Origin of the sequence: Streptomyces sp. NBC_01320, from assembly GCF_035974375.1 — a bacterium.
GTDB classification, from domain to species: Bacteria; Actinomycetota; Actinomycetes; order Streptomycetales; family Streptomycetaceae; genus Streptomyces; species Streptomyces yanii.
Genome location: NZ_CP108390.1, coordinates 6,493,833 through 6,508,715, shown reverse-complemented (window position 1 = coordinate 6,508,715; position 14,883 = coordinate 6,493,833). Strand labels below are relative to the sequence as shown.

General features: G+C 68.7%; 11 protein-coding genes. 8 read left to right on the top strand and 3 right to left on the bottom strand.

The window, feature by feature from the left end; translation table 11 throughout:
• Window positions 1-203: 203 nt before the first annotated feature.
• Entirely contained in the window at window positions 204-1,043 is an 840-nt protein-coding gene (locus OG395_RS29590) for an HAD family hydrolase (RefSeq protein WP_327245643.1), read from the top strand.
• 536 nt (window positions 1,044-1,579) lie between these two features.
• On the opposite strand, the gene OG395_RS29585 is transcribed toward OG395_RS29590, so the two are convergent.
• Window positions 1,580-2,404, bottom strand: coding sequence for an oxidoreductase (locus OG395_RS29585; RefSeq protein WP_327245642.1), 825 nt, complete (start codon window positions 2,402-2,404; stop codon window positions 1,580-1,582).
• A gap of 102 nt (window positions 2,405-2,506) precedes the next feature.
• Between OG395_RS29585 and OG395_RS29580 the strand changes: the two genes are divergently transcribed.
• The gene (locus OG395_RS29580; RefSeq protein WP_327245641.1) at window positions 2,507-3,502 is read left to right on the top strand and encodes an ATP-binding protein; all 996 of its coding nucleotides are present in this window, start codon (window positions 2,507-2,509) and stop codon (window positions 3,500-3,502) included.
• Between the two features lie 57 nt (window positions 3,503-3,559).
• On the opposite strand, the gene OG395_RS29575 is transcribed toward OG395_RS29580, so the two are convergent.
• Complete coding sequence (locus OG395_RS29575; RefSeq protein WP_327245640.1) at window positions 3,560-4,885, bottom strand: hypothetical protein; 1,326 nt, start codon at window positions 4,883-4,885, stop codon at window positions 3,560-3,562.
• Window positions 4,886-5,171: 286 nt separating this feature from the next.
• On the opposite strand from OG395_RS29575, the gene OG395_RS29570 reads away from it, so the two are divergent.
• The 6 genes from OG395_RS29570 (at window position 5,172) to OG395_RS29545 (ending at window position 13,552) form a co-directional block, all read left to right on the top strand.
• Window positions 5,172-7,784: a bifunctional SulP family inorganic anion transporter/carbonic anhydrase gene (locus OG395_RS29570; RefSeq protein ID WP_327245639.1), complete on the top strand. Its 2,613-nt coding sequence runs from the start codon at window positions 5,172-5,174 to the stop codon at window positions 7,782-7,784.
• A gap of 166 nt (window positions 7,785-7,950) precedes the next feature.
• A complete protein-coding gene (gene acs, locus OG395_RS29565) occupies window positions 7,951-9,948 on the top strand; it encodes an acetate--CoA ligase (protein ID WP_327245638.1) in 1,998 nt (665 codons plus the stop codon).
• Between the two features lie 251 nt (window positions 9,949-10,199).
• Complete coding sequence (gene nhaA, locus OG395_RS29560) at window positions 10,200-11,606, top strand: Na+/H+ antiporter NhaA (protein ID WP_327245637.1); 1,407 nt, start codon at window positions 10,200-10,202, stop codon at window positions 11,604-11,606.
• Window positions 11,607-11,653: 47 nt separating this feature from the next.
• The gene (locus OG395_RS29555) at window positions 11,654-12,193 is read left to right on the top strand and encodes a phage holin family protein (RefSeq protein WP_327245636.1); all 540 of its coding nucleotides are present in this window, start codon (window positions 11,654-11,656) and stop codon (window positions 12,191-12,193) included.
• A complete protein-coding gene (locus OG395_RS29550) occupies window positions 12,190-13,185 on the top strand; it encodes an alpha/beta fold hydrolase (RefSeq protein ID WP_327245635.1) in 996 nt (331 codons plus the stop codon). The genes OG395_RS29555 and OG395_RS29550 overlap by 4 nt, the downstream gene beginning before the upstream one ends.
• A gap of 163 nt (window positions 13,186-13,348) precedes the next feature.
• Window positions 13,349-13,552 carry a hypothetical protein gene (locus tag OG395_RS29545; RefSeq protein WP_266984224.1) on the top strand — a complete coding sequence of 68 codons (204 nt, stop codon included), beginning with the start codon at window positions 13,349-13,351 and terminating at the stop codon, window positions 13,550-13,552.
• Between the two features lie 54 nt (window positions 13,553-13,606).
• On the opposite strand, the gene OG395_RS29540 is transcribed toward OG395_RS29545, so the two are convergent.
• Window positions 13,607-14,812, bottom strand: a complete 1,206-nt coding sequence (locus OG395_RS29540) for a MarP family serine protease (protein ID WP_327245634.1) — start codon at window positions 14,810-14,812, stop codon at window positions 13,607-13,609.
• Window positions 14,813-14,883: the final 71 nt, after the last annotated feature.

Sequence of the window (14,883 nt, the reverse complement as noted above, 5' to 3'; positions counted from 1 at the left end):
ATTCCGGGCGGTAGAAACGCGCCCGGACATGCGACGACCCCCGCCGGGGGGGAGAGCGGGGGTCGTCCCCACGGCCGACTCGGGGGGGGGAGGAGTCGGACCGGGTTAGCACGGTCGCGAACGATCCGTGACTTCCATGGTGTACCCGAGAGCCTTCTCAGGCAAACCCGTGCACCGGAGTTTACGCCGAATGGTGGGCCCCTATGCTCTGCCTTGTGGAAAACCACTCCTTGCCGCGCACAGCAGCCTTCTTCGACCTGGACAAGACGGTCATTGCGAAGTCATCGACTCTGACCTTCAGCAAGTCCTTCTACCAAGGCGGACTGATCAACCGCCGTGCCGTACTGCGCACCGCGTACGCACAGTTCGTGTTCCTCGCCGGGGGCGCAGATCACGACCAGATGGAGCGGATGCGCGAATATCTCTCCGCGCTCTGCAAGGGCTGGAACGTCCAGCAGGTGAAGGAAATCGTCGCCGAGACCCTGCACGATCTGATCGACCCGCTCATCTACGACGAGGCAGCGACCCTCATCGAGGAGCATCACACCGCCGGACGCGATGTGGTCATCGTTTCCACCTCGGGCGCCGAGGTCGTCGAGCCGATCGGCGAGTTGCTGGGCGCCGACCGGGTCGTCGCCACCCGGATGGTCGTCGGCGACGACGGCTGTTTCACCGGTGAGGTGCAGTACTACGCATACGGGCCGACGAAGGCCGAGGCGGTCAAGGCGCTCGCCGTGTCCGAGGGGTACGACCTCTCGCGGTGCTACGCATACAGCGATTCCGCGACCGATGTACCGATGCTGGAGTCCGTGGGCCACCCGCACGCGGTCAATCCGGACCGCGCACTGCGGCGCGAGGCGACGCTCCGGGAGTGGCCGATTCTCGTCTTCAACCGCCCGGTCCGACTCAAGCAGCGGCTGCCCGCCTTCTCCATGCCGGCGCGCCCGGCACTCGTCGCCGCGGCGGCGGTGGGCGCGGCGGCCGTCACAGCGGGGCTGGTCTGGTACACCTCGCGCCGGCGCACGACCACAGCATCCGGCTGACCTCGTGCACCCGGCCCGGTCCCCGAGCCCGGCCCACACCCGAACGCGCCCTCGGCCGCTGTTCCGGGACGTGGGCCGGGGTGCCGGCCACTCACGTCCGACACCCGCCGCGGCGTCCGGATTCCACCCCCAACCACCCGCCCGGCTCGCCCGTATTTGAACGCAAAAGTAAAGAAGTGCGGCCAGCACTACCGCTTACCCTGACTCTGGAGTACAAAGGACTCAACGGCCCGCGAGACCAAGGACATCCGAAAGGATTACCTGATAACGCAGAGAAGGCCCCACGGACCGAGCATGAATACCCAGCACCCACGCGACGTCGACCCGTCGATTACGGGCCAGCCGCACCAGGGAACGGGCTGAGTTCCCGACCTGATGGGCAATTTTCGAGGACGCATGGTAACTGGGTGGACGTGCCAGCGGCGGTACCGAGGACGGTACCGCCGCAACCCTTTTATCGGGCAGTGAAGCTGACGAAGCGCAACAGGATTGACCGACCCGCCAGTTGAGGTGCGCGCCGGCAGCTCCGTGGACCGTCACGCGGCTCCGCGCTGAAGCGCTTCGCAGACCGCCGTCGACTCCCTGACTCCCAGCTCCACCGCGCGCCCGCAGTGAGCGATCCAGGTGGACATCCCATCCGGCGTTCCCGACCGATACCCCTCGAACGCCGCGACGTACGCCGCCCTCCCCTGCTCGGCGTGACCGACCTCGGCGGGGCAGATCGCTTTCGGGTCGAGCCCGCTCCCGATCAGGACGATCCGCTCGGCGGTCCGCGCGACAAGGCCGTTGTACGAGCCGAAGGGACGCAGCGCCAGCAGTTCGCCGTGCACGACCGCAGCCGTCACCAGCGCGGGCGCCGCACTCCCCGAAAGGATCAATCCGGAGAGCCCCTCCAGCCGGCCGGCGACCTCGTCGGCATCGGGCAGCGGCGCTTCGATGAGCGGCTCGTCGACCGGTTCACCGGCCAGCCGCGGGCGGCCGACAGTGTCGTCGGGCGCGGCCCCGCCTGCCGCCACGAGGTGCAGCCGGGCAAGGACCCGCAGCGGCGACTGCCGCCAGATCGAGAGCAGTTGGCCCGCCTCCGCGGTCAGCCGCAGGGCGGCACCGATCACCTGCGACTCCTCGTCGCCGCTGAAGTCGGTGCGCCGGCGCACCTCCTCCAGGTTCCAGTCGGCGCCGGAGAGTGCGGCGGAGCCGCGGGCGCCGCGGAGCGCCGCCTCCGCGGTGATCTCGTTACTGCGGCGCCGCATGACGCGGTGGCCGTAGACCCGGTCGACGGCCTTGCGTACGGAGTCCACCGCATCGGAGACACCCGGCAGGGCGCCCAGGGCGGCGAGCGGATCTGAGGCAGTCGTACTCATAAGTAGCGAGGCTACGCGCCCCCCGCGGCCTTACCACCCCGGAGTGGCCTTCTTCACGAAGTGTGACTGCGCAGCGCAGTTGCACCGCTACCCTAGGTGAACATGAAGATCGCTTTCGTGGGGAAGGGCGGCAGCGGCAAGACCACGCTGTCCTCGCTCTTCATTCGCCACCTTGCCGCCAACGAAGCCCATGTCGTCGCGGTGGACGCCGACATCAACCAGCACCTCGGGGCCGCGCTCGGCCTCGACGAGAAGGAGGCCGCAGCACTGCCCGCCATGGGTGCGCACCTGCCCCTGATCAAGGAATATCTGCGAGGCAGCAACCCCCGCATTGCCTCGGTGGAGACAATGATCAAGACGACTCCGCCCGGCGAGGGCTCGCGACTGCTGCGGGTCCGCGAGGACAACCCGGTCTACGACGCGTGCGCCCGCACGGTCGGGCTCGACGACGGGGACATCCGGCTGATGGCCACCGGACCGTTCACCGAGTCGGATCTCGGGGTGGCGTGCTACCACTCCAAGGTCGGCGCGGTCGAGCTCTGCCTCAACCACCTTGTCGACGGCCCCGAAGACTACGTGGTCGTCGACATGACCGCGGGTTCGGATTCGTTCGCGTCGGGCATGTTCACCCGCTTCGACATGACGTTCCTGGTAGCCGAACCGACCCGAAAGGGCGTTTCGGTCTACCGCCAGTACAAGGAGTACGCGCGGGACTTCGGGGTCGCCCTGAAGGTCGTGGGCAACAAGGTGCAAGGCCAGGACGACCTGGACTTCCTGCGGGCCGAGGTCGGCGACGACTTGCTGGTCACGGTCGGCCACTCCGACTGGGTCCGGGCGATGGAGAAGGGACGTCCGGCCCGCTTCGAACTTCTGGAGGCGGACAACCGGATGGCCCTGCAGGCTCTGCAGAACGCCGCGGAGGACTCGTACGAGCAGCGCGACTGGGAGCGCTACACGCGTCAGATGGTGCACTTCCACTTGAAGAACGCGGAGAGCTGGGGCAACGAGAAGACGGGCGCCGACCTGGCCGCCCAGGTCGACCCCGCCTTCGTGCTCGACGAGCGGAGCGCACAGGCAGCCGCAGTACAGCCCGCGTGAGCCGGTCGTTCGAAGCCCCGTCCACCGACGACCCGGTGGGCGGCGGATCGACGGGCTTCAGTGCTCCACCGGCTCCATGTCGGATTCACCGGGAGCCTTGACGGTCCCTGGAGTCCCGGCCGTTCCGGAGGCCTGGGCGGCGAGATGGGCCGCCCAGCCCTCCTTCGGCGCCTGGCCGACGTCGAGTGTGCGGAGTTTCGCCAGCGTCGCCGGGTCCTGGGCGTCCAGCCAGTCGGCGAGCTGTCTGAAGGAGACACAGCGCACGCCCTCCTTGGTGCAGATCGTCTCGATGGTCTCCTCGACGGCACGCATGTACGTGCCACCGTTCCAGGACTCGAAGTGGTTGCCGATGATCAGCGGCGCCCGGTTCCCCTCGTACGCCCGGTCGAAGGCCTGGATCAGGCCGTCGCGCATCTGGTCACCCCAGTACTCGTACTGGTCCGGGTCGCCCTGCATGGCCGTCCCGGACTGGTTGGACATGAAGTTGTAGTCCATCGACAGCGTCTCGAACCCCTGCCCCGGCACCGGAACGCGTTGCAGGGAGAGGTCCCAGACGCCGCCCCTCTTCTTCGGCCAGACCTGCTTGCCGAAGCCGCTGGAGTCGTAGCGGAAGCCCATCGACCGCGCTGCGGCCACCATGTTCTTCCGCCCCTCCAGACAGGGGGTGCGGCCGCCGACCAGCTCCGTGTCGTAGTCGAAGGGCAGCGGCTTCTCGTCCGCGAGGTCCGGGACGTTCGTCCTCCACTTCTTCACGAAGGACTTGGCCTGGCTGATCTCGCGCTTCCACTCGGCGACCGACCAGGTGCCGACGCCGCCGTTCGGGCCGCAGAAGTGGCCGTTGAAGTGGGTGCCGATCTCGTCGCCGTCCTGCCAGGCGCCCCGGATCTGGGTAATGGTGTCCCTGATCCCCTTGATGTCGCTGAAGCCGATGTCGGAGCTGCCCGCGTTGTGCTTCGGCGGGTCGTAGAGCTCCCGCTTCTCCTCCGGCAGCATGTACACGCCGCTGAGGAAGTACGTCATGTTCGCGTGGTACTTCCTGCCGACCTCGCGAAAGTGGGAGAACAGCTCCTGGCTGTCCCCACCCACGCCGTCCCAGGAGAACACCACGAACTGCGGAGGCGTCTGACCAGGCGCCAGGCGTAGCGGCACGGGCTGCTTCGGCTGGCTGCCGGTGAAGGAGGTCGAGCCGTCACCGATGAGCCGGAAGGCCTTCTCGGGGGCGTTCCCCTTAGGTCCGGCAGCCCCCTTCTCCGCACCCGGCCCAGCAGCCCCGTGAGCCGAACCCGAAGTCGAACCGGAACCCGAGCCGGAACAGCCGGCGACTGCCGCAACGAGCGCGACGGCCATGACACCCAGGGCGGCCCTTTTCGTGGCGGCCATCATCCGCCCACCCTCTTCCTTTTCGGGTAATTTGCATGGAATGCGCCGACACGGTACGGGCACGTTCGCACGCGACCTGAGCGAATCAACACGACACGCCGTACGAAAAGCTGCTTATTCACGTGAATGGGTGATTCGCTGGCCCATTTGCCCTTAATCGTCGACACCATTCTTTACTCTCCATTACGATCTATTTACTGAGAGTTGAGAAATCCCGCCGCTGCACGCCGTGACCCACGGCCGCGTCCCCCACGTTCCGCGACCGCGCCGCCCCGGAGGAGACGGGAACATGTCTGCCTGCGTCCCCACTCGTGATGACCACACGTCCCGCAGTTGGCGCCAGTCCAACGGCCCGGGAATCAAGCGACCTCACAGCCCGCCACCGCCGCGTCGCGGCGGACGATTCCGTATCGCGGGCGCCGACCTGTCCGCATCGATCACTGTCTTTCTCATTGCCGTCCCCATATCGCTCGGCCTCGCCGTGGCCATGGACGCCCCACTGGAGGCCGGACTCGTCTCCGCGGCCGTCGGCGGCATCGTCGCCGGACTGCTCGGTGGCACCCCCCTTCAGGTCAGCGGTCCATCCGCCGGACTGACCGTGGTCACAGCCGAGTTGCTCCAGATCTACGGCTGGCGCACCACCTGCGCGATCACCATCGGCGCCGGGCTGCTGCAGATCCTGCTGGGCGCGGTGCGTGCGGCGCGCAGCGCTCTCGCCGTCAGTCCCGCCATCGTGCACGGCACCCTGGCGGGTATCGGCGTGGCCATCGCGCTGGCCCAGCTGCATATCGTGCTCGGCGGCTCACCCCAGAGCTCAGCCGTCGAGAACGCCCTCGCACTGCCTGCCCTGTTGGACCGGCTCAGCCCGGCCGCCCCTCTCGTCGGCGGGCTGACCATCGCCATCCTGATGGCCTGGCCACGGCTCCCCGGGCGGATCGGGCGGGCGGTCCGGAGAATTCCGGCGGCCCTCGCCTCGGTGGCGATCGCCACAGCGGTGGCGGCGGTGGCGGCTCCCGGCGTCGCCCGGGTGGATCTGCCCTCCTGGCGGTCGCACGCCCTGCCCGAACTTCCGCAGGGCCCCGTACTCGCCCTCGCCACCGCCGTGTTCACCGTGACGCTGGTGGCCAGCCTCGAATCACTGCTCGCGGCGGTCGCGGTGGACAAGCTGACCACCGACCGCGCCGGGCGGCAGAGCACGGAGTCTCCCGCCCCGGCAGTCCCGACCGCCCCGCCGGTCAGGCGCTCCGACCTCGACCGCGAATTGCGCGGCCAGGGCGTCTCCAATGTCCTGGCCGGCCTGCTGGGCGGGCTGCCGGTGTCAGGGGGCGCGGTGCGCAGTTCGGCGAATGTACGAGCCGGGGCCACCGGTCGCGCCTCCACCGTCCTGCACGGTGTCTGGGTCCTGCTCGCCGCCGGGTTGCTGGTCACGGCGCTGGAGTGGATCCCACTGGCCGCGCTCGCCGCGCTGGTGATGATGGTCGGCATCCAGATGGTGAGCTACGCCCATATCCGCAATGTTCACAAGCACCGCGAATTCCCGGTCTACGGGGCGACGATCACCGGCGTGGTGCTCTTCGGTGTGCTGAAAGGTGTGGCGCTCGGCATCGCGGTGGCCGTCGTCATCGCTCTGCACCGGCTGACCCGGACACGGATCACGGCGACGGATCAGGGTGGACAGCATCTCGTGGTTGTGCGTGGACAGTTGACGTTCCTCGCGGTTCCACGGCTCAGCCGAACGCTCGGCCGGCTTCCCCAAGGCGGCGATGCAGTCGTCGAGTTGGACGGCTTCTTCATGGACCATGCGGCATACGAGACGATCCAGGACTGGAGCAACGCGCAGACCGCCCAGGGCGGCCGGGTCGTCTTCACCGGCAGATCCGGGGGCCGGATCGCCGAGCCTGCCTCGGCGGCGCACTCCTGCTGCCGCCCCTGGACGCCGTGGCGCAATCACCACTGCCACGGCCGGCCCGAACAGGAAAGCGTCCACCACCGCGGCACGCGAGCCGGCGCCGGCAGAGAGCACCATGCCACCCCCAGCCCCAGCCCCGGAACAACCGACACCACGGCGGCCGACACCATGACCGACGTCACGAGCAGCTCAACGCCGACCCCAAGGGCCGCGGCCCCAGCCGCCGAACCCATTCCCGGCACTCCTTCATCCACCGCCCTCCCCGCCACCCCCCGTCGGACCGGCGCGCACCGGCTGGTCAGTGGTCTGAGTTCGTTCCAGCGCAACACGGCTCCGCTGGTGCGCGAGGAGCTGGCCCGGCTGGCCCGGGAGGGGCAGCGCCCCTCCCAGCTCTTCATCACCTGCGCGGACTCCCGTCTGGTCACCAGCATGATCACGGCCAGCGGTCCGGGAGACCTGTTCACCGTGCGGAACGTCGGCAATCTGGTGCCCCCGCCGGGCGCGGAAGCCGGCGACGACTCGGTGGGCGCCGCGATCGAGTACGCGGTGGACGTGCTGCAGGTGGAGTCCATCACCGTCTGCGGCCATTCCGGCTGCGGCGCGATGCAGGCACTGCTGGGCGCCAAGCCGGACAACCCACACACGTCCCTGTGGCGGTGGCTGCGGCACGGTCTGCCGAGCCTGGAACGGATGGCGTCCCGGCATCGCGCCTGGGCGCGAATCTCCGGCCGGCTGCCCGCCGATGCCGTGGAGCAGCTCTGCCTCACCAACGTGGTCCAGCAGCTGGACCATCTGCGCGCCCACGAATCGGTATCGCGGCGACTCGCCGAGGGCACACTGCAGCTCCACGGGATGTACTTCCATGTCGGTGAGGCGCAGGCATACCTCCTGACCGAGGGCGCGAGCGCCGGTACATGTATCGACGAGGTCTTCGCCCACGTGGGCCCCGGCGATCCTTCCGGTTCCGGCGAGTTGGAACGTACAAGCGCCTGAACCGCACGCACCTCGGGTCCGTGAGACCTTGTGGTCCCGCTTCCGCATTGCACTGTGCTGCACCGCATCGCAGGTGGGGGGGCGGGACCGTGCCCTATACACGAAAACACAGGTCTAAACCAATTCCTGGCAGACACTTGTCACCCGGCCCCTGGCCTGATGAGCTATGCCCCGGGACACAACGGACACCCTGGGAATGGGAGATGTCGTGAGCAACGAAAGCCTGGCCAATCTGCTCAAGGAGGAGCGGCGGTTCGCACCGCCCGCCGATCTGGCCGCGAACGCCAACGTCACAGCCGAGGCGTACGAGCAGGCCGAGGCGGACCGGCTGGGCTTCTGGGCCGAGCAGGCCCGGCGCCTGACCTGGGCCACGGAGCCGACCGAGACGCTCGACTGGAGCAATCCGCCCTTCGCGAAGTGGTTCGCGGACGGCAAGCTGAACGTCGCGTACAACTGTGTGGACCGCCATGTCGAGGCGGGGAACGGCGACCGGGTCGCCATCCACTTCGAGGGTGAGCCCGGCGACAGCCGCGCGATCACCTACGCGGAGCTGAAGGACGAGGTCTCCCGCGCCGCCAACGCCCTCACCGGGCTCGGTGTCGGCAAGGGCGACCGGGTCGCCGTCTACCTGCCGATGATCCCCGAGGCCGCCGTCGCGATGCTGGCCTGCGCCCGCATCGGCGCCACGCACTCGGTGGTCTTCGGCGGCTTCTCCGCCGACGCCATCGCCGCCCGCATCCAGGACGCGGACGCCAAGGTCGTCATCACCGCCGACGGCGGCTACCGCCGCGGCAAGCCGTCGGCGCTGAAGCCCGCGGTCGACGACGCCGTATCCCGTTTCGACAGCGTCGAACATGTCCTCGTGGTGCGGCGCACCGGCCAGGACATCGCGTGGACCGAGGGCCGCGACATCTGGTGGCACGAGATCACCGGCCGCCAGTCCGCCGAGCACACCCCCGAGGCCTTCGAGGCGGAGCAGCCGCTCTTCATCCTCTACACCTCGGGTACGACGGGTAAGCCGAAGGGCATCCTGCACACCTCCGGCGGCTACCTCACTCAGGCCGCGTACACCCACAACGCGGTCTTCGACCTCAAGCCGGAGACCGATGTCTACTGGTGCACGGCCGACATCGGCTGGGTGACCGGGCACTCGTACATCGTGTACGGACCGCTGGCCAACGGCGCGACGCAGGTCATGTACGAGGGCACGCCCGACACCCCCCACCAGGGGCGTTTCTGGGAGATCGTGCAGAAGTACGGCGTCACGATCCTGTACACCGCCCCGACCGCCATCCGTACGTTCATGAAGTGGGGCGACGACATCCCCGCCAAGTTCGACCTGTCCTCGCTGCGGGTCCTCGGTTCGGTCGGTGAGCCGATCAACCCCGAGGCGTGGATGTGGTACCGCAAGCACATCGGCGCCGACAGGTGCCCGATCGTGGACACCTGGTGGCAGACCGAGACCGGCGCGATGATGATCTCGCCGCTCCCCGGTGTCACGGCCACCAAGCCCGGTTCGGCGCAGCGCGCCCTGCCCGGCATCTCCGCCACCGTCGTCGACGACGAGGCCCACGAGGTGGAGAACGGCGGGGGCGGCTACCTCGTCCTCACCGAGCCGTGGCCGGCGATGCTCCGCACCATCTGGGGTGACGACCAGCGCTTCATCGACACGTACTGGTCGCGCTTCGAGGGCAAGTACTTCGCGGGCGACGGCGCCAAGAAGGACGAGGACGGCGACATCTGGCTGCTCGGCCGGGTCGACGACGTGATGCTCGTGTCGGGGCACAACATCTCGACGACCGAGGTCGAGTCGGCGCTCGTGTCTCACCCGTCCGTCGCCGAGGCGGCCGTGGTCGGCGCGGCCGACGAGACGACCGGTCAGGCCATCGTCGCGTTCGTGATACTGCGTGGCACGGCGTCCGCCTCCGACGAACTCGTCGCGGACCTGCGCAACCACGTCGGTGCCACGCTCGGCCCGATCGCCAAGCCGAAGCGGATCCTGCCGGTGGCCGAGCTGCCGAAGACCCGCTCCGGCAAGATCATGCGGCGTCTGCTGCGTGACGTCGCGGAGAACCGCGAGCTGGGCGACGTCACCACGCTCACCGACTCCTCGGTGATGGACCTCATCCAGACTCAGCTGCCGGCGTCTTCGTCCGAGGACTGACAGAGGCACAGGCAGAAGGCCGGAGCACCGGCCGACGTAGGTGTACGAACCCCAGGGGCATCCGGCAACGCGCCGGGTGCCCCTGGGGCATTTAAGGTGAAGATCACTGGATACGCCCCCGCACACCCCGGGTACAGTGGCAGCAACGTCAACAACACATCAAGAAATCTCCACAGGGTGTGCCGGGAAGTCTGGTCGGCAAGTGCATCAGCCATGCCATCGCTGCCGTACCGACCCGGAGGTCTCCACTCGTGGCCGCGCCCACCCCCACACCCACGCCGTCGCACCGGACCTTCCTCGGGCGCCTCTCCCTCCCCGAGCGGAACTACCTCGCGGACGCCCTGCGCACCGAGACCGTCGGCGGAGTCATCCTGCTGGGCGCCGCCATCGCGGCGCTGGTCTGGGCGAACACCCTCGGCTCGAGTTACCGGGCCCTCAGCGAGTTCCACTTCGGGCCGGAGTCCCTGGGACTGAATCTCTCCGTGCAGCACTGGGCGGCCGACGGGCTGCTCGCGGTCTTCTTCTTCGTCGCGGGCGTCGAACTCAAGCGCGAACTGGTCGCGGGTGAGCTGCGCGATCCCAAGGCGGCCGCGCTGCCGGTCATCGCCGCGGTGTGCGGAATGGCCGCGCCGGCCGTCGTCTACACGCTGGTGACGGTGATCGGCGGCGGTTCGACCGCCGGATGGGCCGTCCCCACGGCCACCGATATCGCCTTCGCACTCGCTGTGCTCGCGGTCATCGGCACCTCGCTGCCGTCCGCGCTCCGCGCCTTCCTGCTCACGCTCGCCGTCGTCGACGACCTCCTCGCGATCCTGATCATCGCGGTCTTCTTCACCGCCGACATCGATCTCGCCGCGCTCGCCGGCGCGTTCGTCGGCCTCGCCGTCTTCTACCTCCTGCTGCGCAAGAACGTGCGTGGCTGGTACGTCTACATCCCGCTCGCCCTGGTCATCTGGGGACTGATGTACAACAGCGGCATCCACGCCACCATCGCCGGTGTCGCCATGGGGCTGATGCTGCGCTGCACCCGGCGCGAGGGCGAGGAGCACTCCCCCGGCGAGCACATCGAGCACCTGATACGCCCGCTGTCGGCCGGTCTCGCCGTGCCGCTGTTCGCGCTGTTCTCGGCCGGGGTGCCGCTCTCCGGCGGCGCGGTGGCGAGTGTCTTCACGCGGCCCGAGACGCTCGGTGTCGTGCTGGGGCTCGTCGTCGGCAAGGCGGTCGGCATCTTCGGCGGTACGTGGCTGACCGCCCGTTTCACCAAGGCGGAGCTGAACAAGGACCTGGCCTGGGCTGACGTCTTCGCAATCGCCTCACTCGCGGGGATCGGCTTCACCGTCTCGCTGCTCATCGGTGAGCTGGCATTCGAGGGCGACGCGTTCATCGAGAACGAGATCAAGGCAGCCGTGCTGCTGGGGTCGCTGATAGCGGCCGTGTTCTCCGGTGTGCTGCTCAAACTCCGGGTACGCACCTATCGAGCGCTGTACGAGGCGGAGGAGCGCGACGAGGACGAGGACGGGGTACCCGACATCTACGAACAGGACGATCCGGCGTACCACCTCCGGATGGCCGCGATCTACGAGAAGAAGGCCGCAGAGCACCGGCGCCTTGCCCAAGTGGCGGGGGTGGCGAGCAGCAAGCCGGACAGTCCGGCATGATCTGACACCAGATGTGTTGAGCAGGAGAGCAGAAGAGGGAGTCAGGGATGAGCGACCCCGGCAACTACGCGGGCAGCGCCGACCGCAGTCTCGGGCAGCTGGTCGCCTCGGCGACGGCCGAGATGTCCGCGCTGGTGCACGACGAGATCGCCCTGGCCAAGGCCGAGGTGCGGCAGGACGTCAAGCGGGGTGCGACCGGCAGTGTGGCGTTCATCGTCGCGGGAGTGCTGATCCTGTTCTCGTTGCCGGTGCTGAGCTTCGCGGCGGCGTACGGAATCCACAACCTGGGGCTCGGGCTCGCCTGGTCGTTCCTGATCGTGGGCGGTGCGTTCATTCTGCTGGCGATCGTGCTCGCGCTGATCGCCATGGCCAAGTTCAAGAAGGTCAAGCCGCCGGAGAAGTCGATCGCGTCGGCCAAGCTGTCGGCGGCCGTGCTGCAGGGCGTCAAGCCGCACCCGCGTCCGGCGATCACCGCGAGTGTCGGTCTCCCGGCTGTCACCGCCTCGGGCAGCACGCAGACGGAGAAAGCCGGAGCGAAGTCCGCGGTCAAGGACAATGCATCCGCTGTGGCACGCTCGTCCACATGACCGTCCCCGATTCCAGCGCATTCGGCCCCACAGGCCCCGGCCCGGGCTCCGGCTCAACAGGCCCTGCCTCCGTCTCCGGCAGTCCCGTACGGATCGACGGTCCCTGGATCCACCGGGATGTGGCGGCCAACGGGGCACGCTTCCACATCGCCGAGCTGGGCGACGGCCCTCTGGTACTGCTGCTGCACGGTTTCCCGCAGTTCTGGTGGACCTGGCGCCATCAGCTGACCGCGCTCGCCGACGCCGGGTTCCGTGCCGTCGCGATGGATCTGCGCGGGGTGGGCGGCAGCGACCGTACGCCGCGGGGGTACGACCCCGCCAACCTGGCCCTCGACGTCACCGGCGTGATCCGGTCGCTCGGTGAGCCGGACGCGGCGCTGGTCGGTCATGACATGGGCGGATACCTCGCCTGGACAGCCGCGGTGATGCGGCCCAAGCTGGTGCGCCGGCTGGTGGTCTCCTCGATGCCGCATCCTCGCCGCTGGCGGTCCTCGATGCTCTCCGACTTCGCGCAGTCCCGGGCAGGCTCGTACATCTGGGGCTTCCAGCGCCCCTGGGTGCCGGAGCGTCAGCTCGTCGCGGACGACGGGGCCTTGGTGGGCCGGCTGATCCGTGACTGGTCGGGGCCGCGGACGTCCGAGTTCCCCGACGACGCGGCAGTGGACGTCTACCGGCGTGCGATGTGCATCCCGTCGACGGCTCACTGCTCGATCGAGCCGTACCGCTGGATGGTGCGCTCCATGGCGCGCCCGGACGGCATCCAGTTCAACCGCCGAATGAAACGACCGGTACGGGTGCCAACGCTGCATCTGCACGGTTCGCTCGATCCGGTGGCCCGTACGCGGAGTGCGGCGGGGTCCGGCGAGTACGTCGAAGCGCCGTACCGTTGGCGACTTTTCGATGGTCTGGGGCACTTCCCGCACGAGGAGGATCCGGCCGGTTTCTCGACCGAACTCATCAACTGGCTCAAGGATCCCGAGCCCGACCGGTAGCCCCGGGACGGGCCCTGGGGGTGGCCGAACAGGTAACCGGTCGCGATCAACCGGTGGCCGGAAGAGCACAGTTGTCCGACGAACAGCCAATTGCCCGGCGCATAGGCCAATTGGCTGGTGCCCGCACGATTACCGACCATGAGGCACGGGCAGACGTCGGGGTATGGGCTGGACGCACGACTTCGGTGACGCAGCACGCAATCGTCGCTCGACCGCTACGGCGGATCCGAGCATTCATGAGGGGGACGGCCCTCGGGGCCGGGTGCTCGGTGTGCATGACCTGCATGATCCCCAGCTGGGCATTCCGCACATTCTCCGCCGCCGGGCCCGCTGGGTCTCGGCGCGGCTGCGCCATCCCCGCGGATGACGCAGTCCTGACCTGATCACACGGATCGGACCCGGGCCGACCCCTGTCCGTTCCCTACAGCGCACACGCCTGACTGTCGACCTGCTGGTTGGCGGTGCGGCCGTCGGCGATGTCCTGGCGGATCTCGTCGGCGGTCAGGGCGTAGCCCGTGTCGGGGTCGTCCAGCGACTTGGCGAAGACGACCCCGTACACCTTGCCGTCGGGGGTCAGCAGCGGTCCGCCGGAGTTGCCCTGGCGGACCGTCGCGAAGAGCGAGTACACATCGCGGCGGACGGTGCCCCGGTGGTAGATGTCCGGGCCGTCGGCCTCGATGCGGCCGCGGACACGCGCGGAGCGTACGTCGTACGAGCCGTTCTCCGGGAAGCCCGCGACGATGGCGTCGTTCCCCGTCGCGGCGTCGCGGTCCGTGGCGGTGAATTTCAGCGGCTTCGCGTCGAGATCCGGGACGTCGAGTACGGCGATGTCGCGCTGCCAGTCGTAGAGGACGACCTTCGCGTCGTACAGCCGCCCCTGGCCGCCGATCTGGACGGTCGGCTCGTCGACGCCGCCGACGACATGGGCGTTGGTCATCACCCGACGGTCGGAGAAGACGAAGCCGGTGCCTTCGAGGACCTTGCCGCAGCTCGGGGCCGTACCGACGACCTTGACGATGGACTGCTTGGCGCGGGCCGCGACGGGGCTGCCGGCCAGGGCCGGATCCGGGGCCTTGACCTCGGTGATCGGCTCGTTGGCGAAGGGGCTGAAGACCTGCGGAAAGCCGTTCTGCGCGAGGACGGAGGAGAAGTCCGTGAACCAGGTGGAGGCCTGGGCGGGCATCACTCGGGAAATGCCGAGCAGCACCGAGGAGTTACGCACCTCCTTGCCCAGCGTCGGCAGCGACGTGCCCGCCAGCGCGGAACCGATCAGCCACGCCACCAACAGCATCGCGACCACATTGACGAGTGCGCCGCCGGTGGCATCGAGGGCGCGGGCGGGCGACCACGTGATGTACCGCCGGAGTTTGTTGCCGAGGTGGGTGGTGAGGGCCTGGCCGACGGAGGCACACACGATCACGATGATGACCGCGACCACGGCGGCCATGGAGGAGACCTCGGAGCCGTCCGTCAGCTGGTCCCACAGGACCGGCAGCAGATAGACGGCGACCAGGCCGCCGCCCAGGAAGCCGATGACCGACAGGATGCCGACGACGAAGCCCTGGCGGTAGCCGATCACTGCGAACCACACGGCGCCGGCCAGCAGCAGGATGTCCAGCACGTTCACCGTCTATTGCCTCGCAGATTCGTCACCGGACCCGTTCGTTCGGCTGGGACCGGGCAGGCCCGAACGGCCCA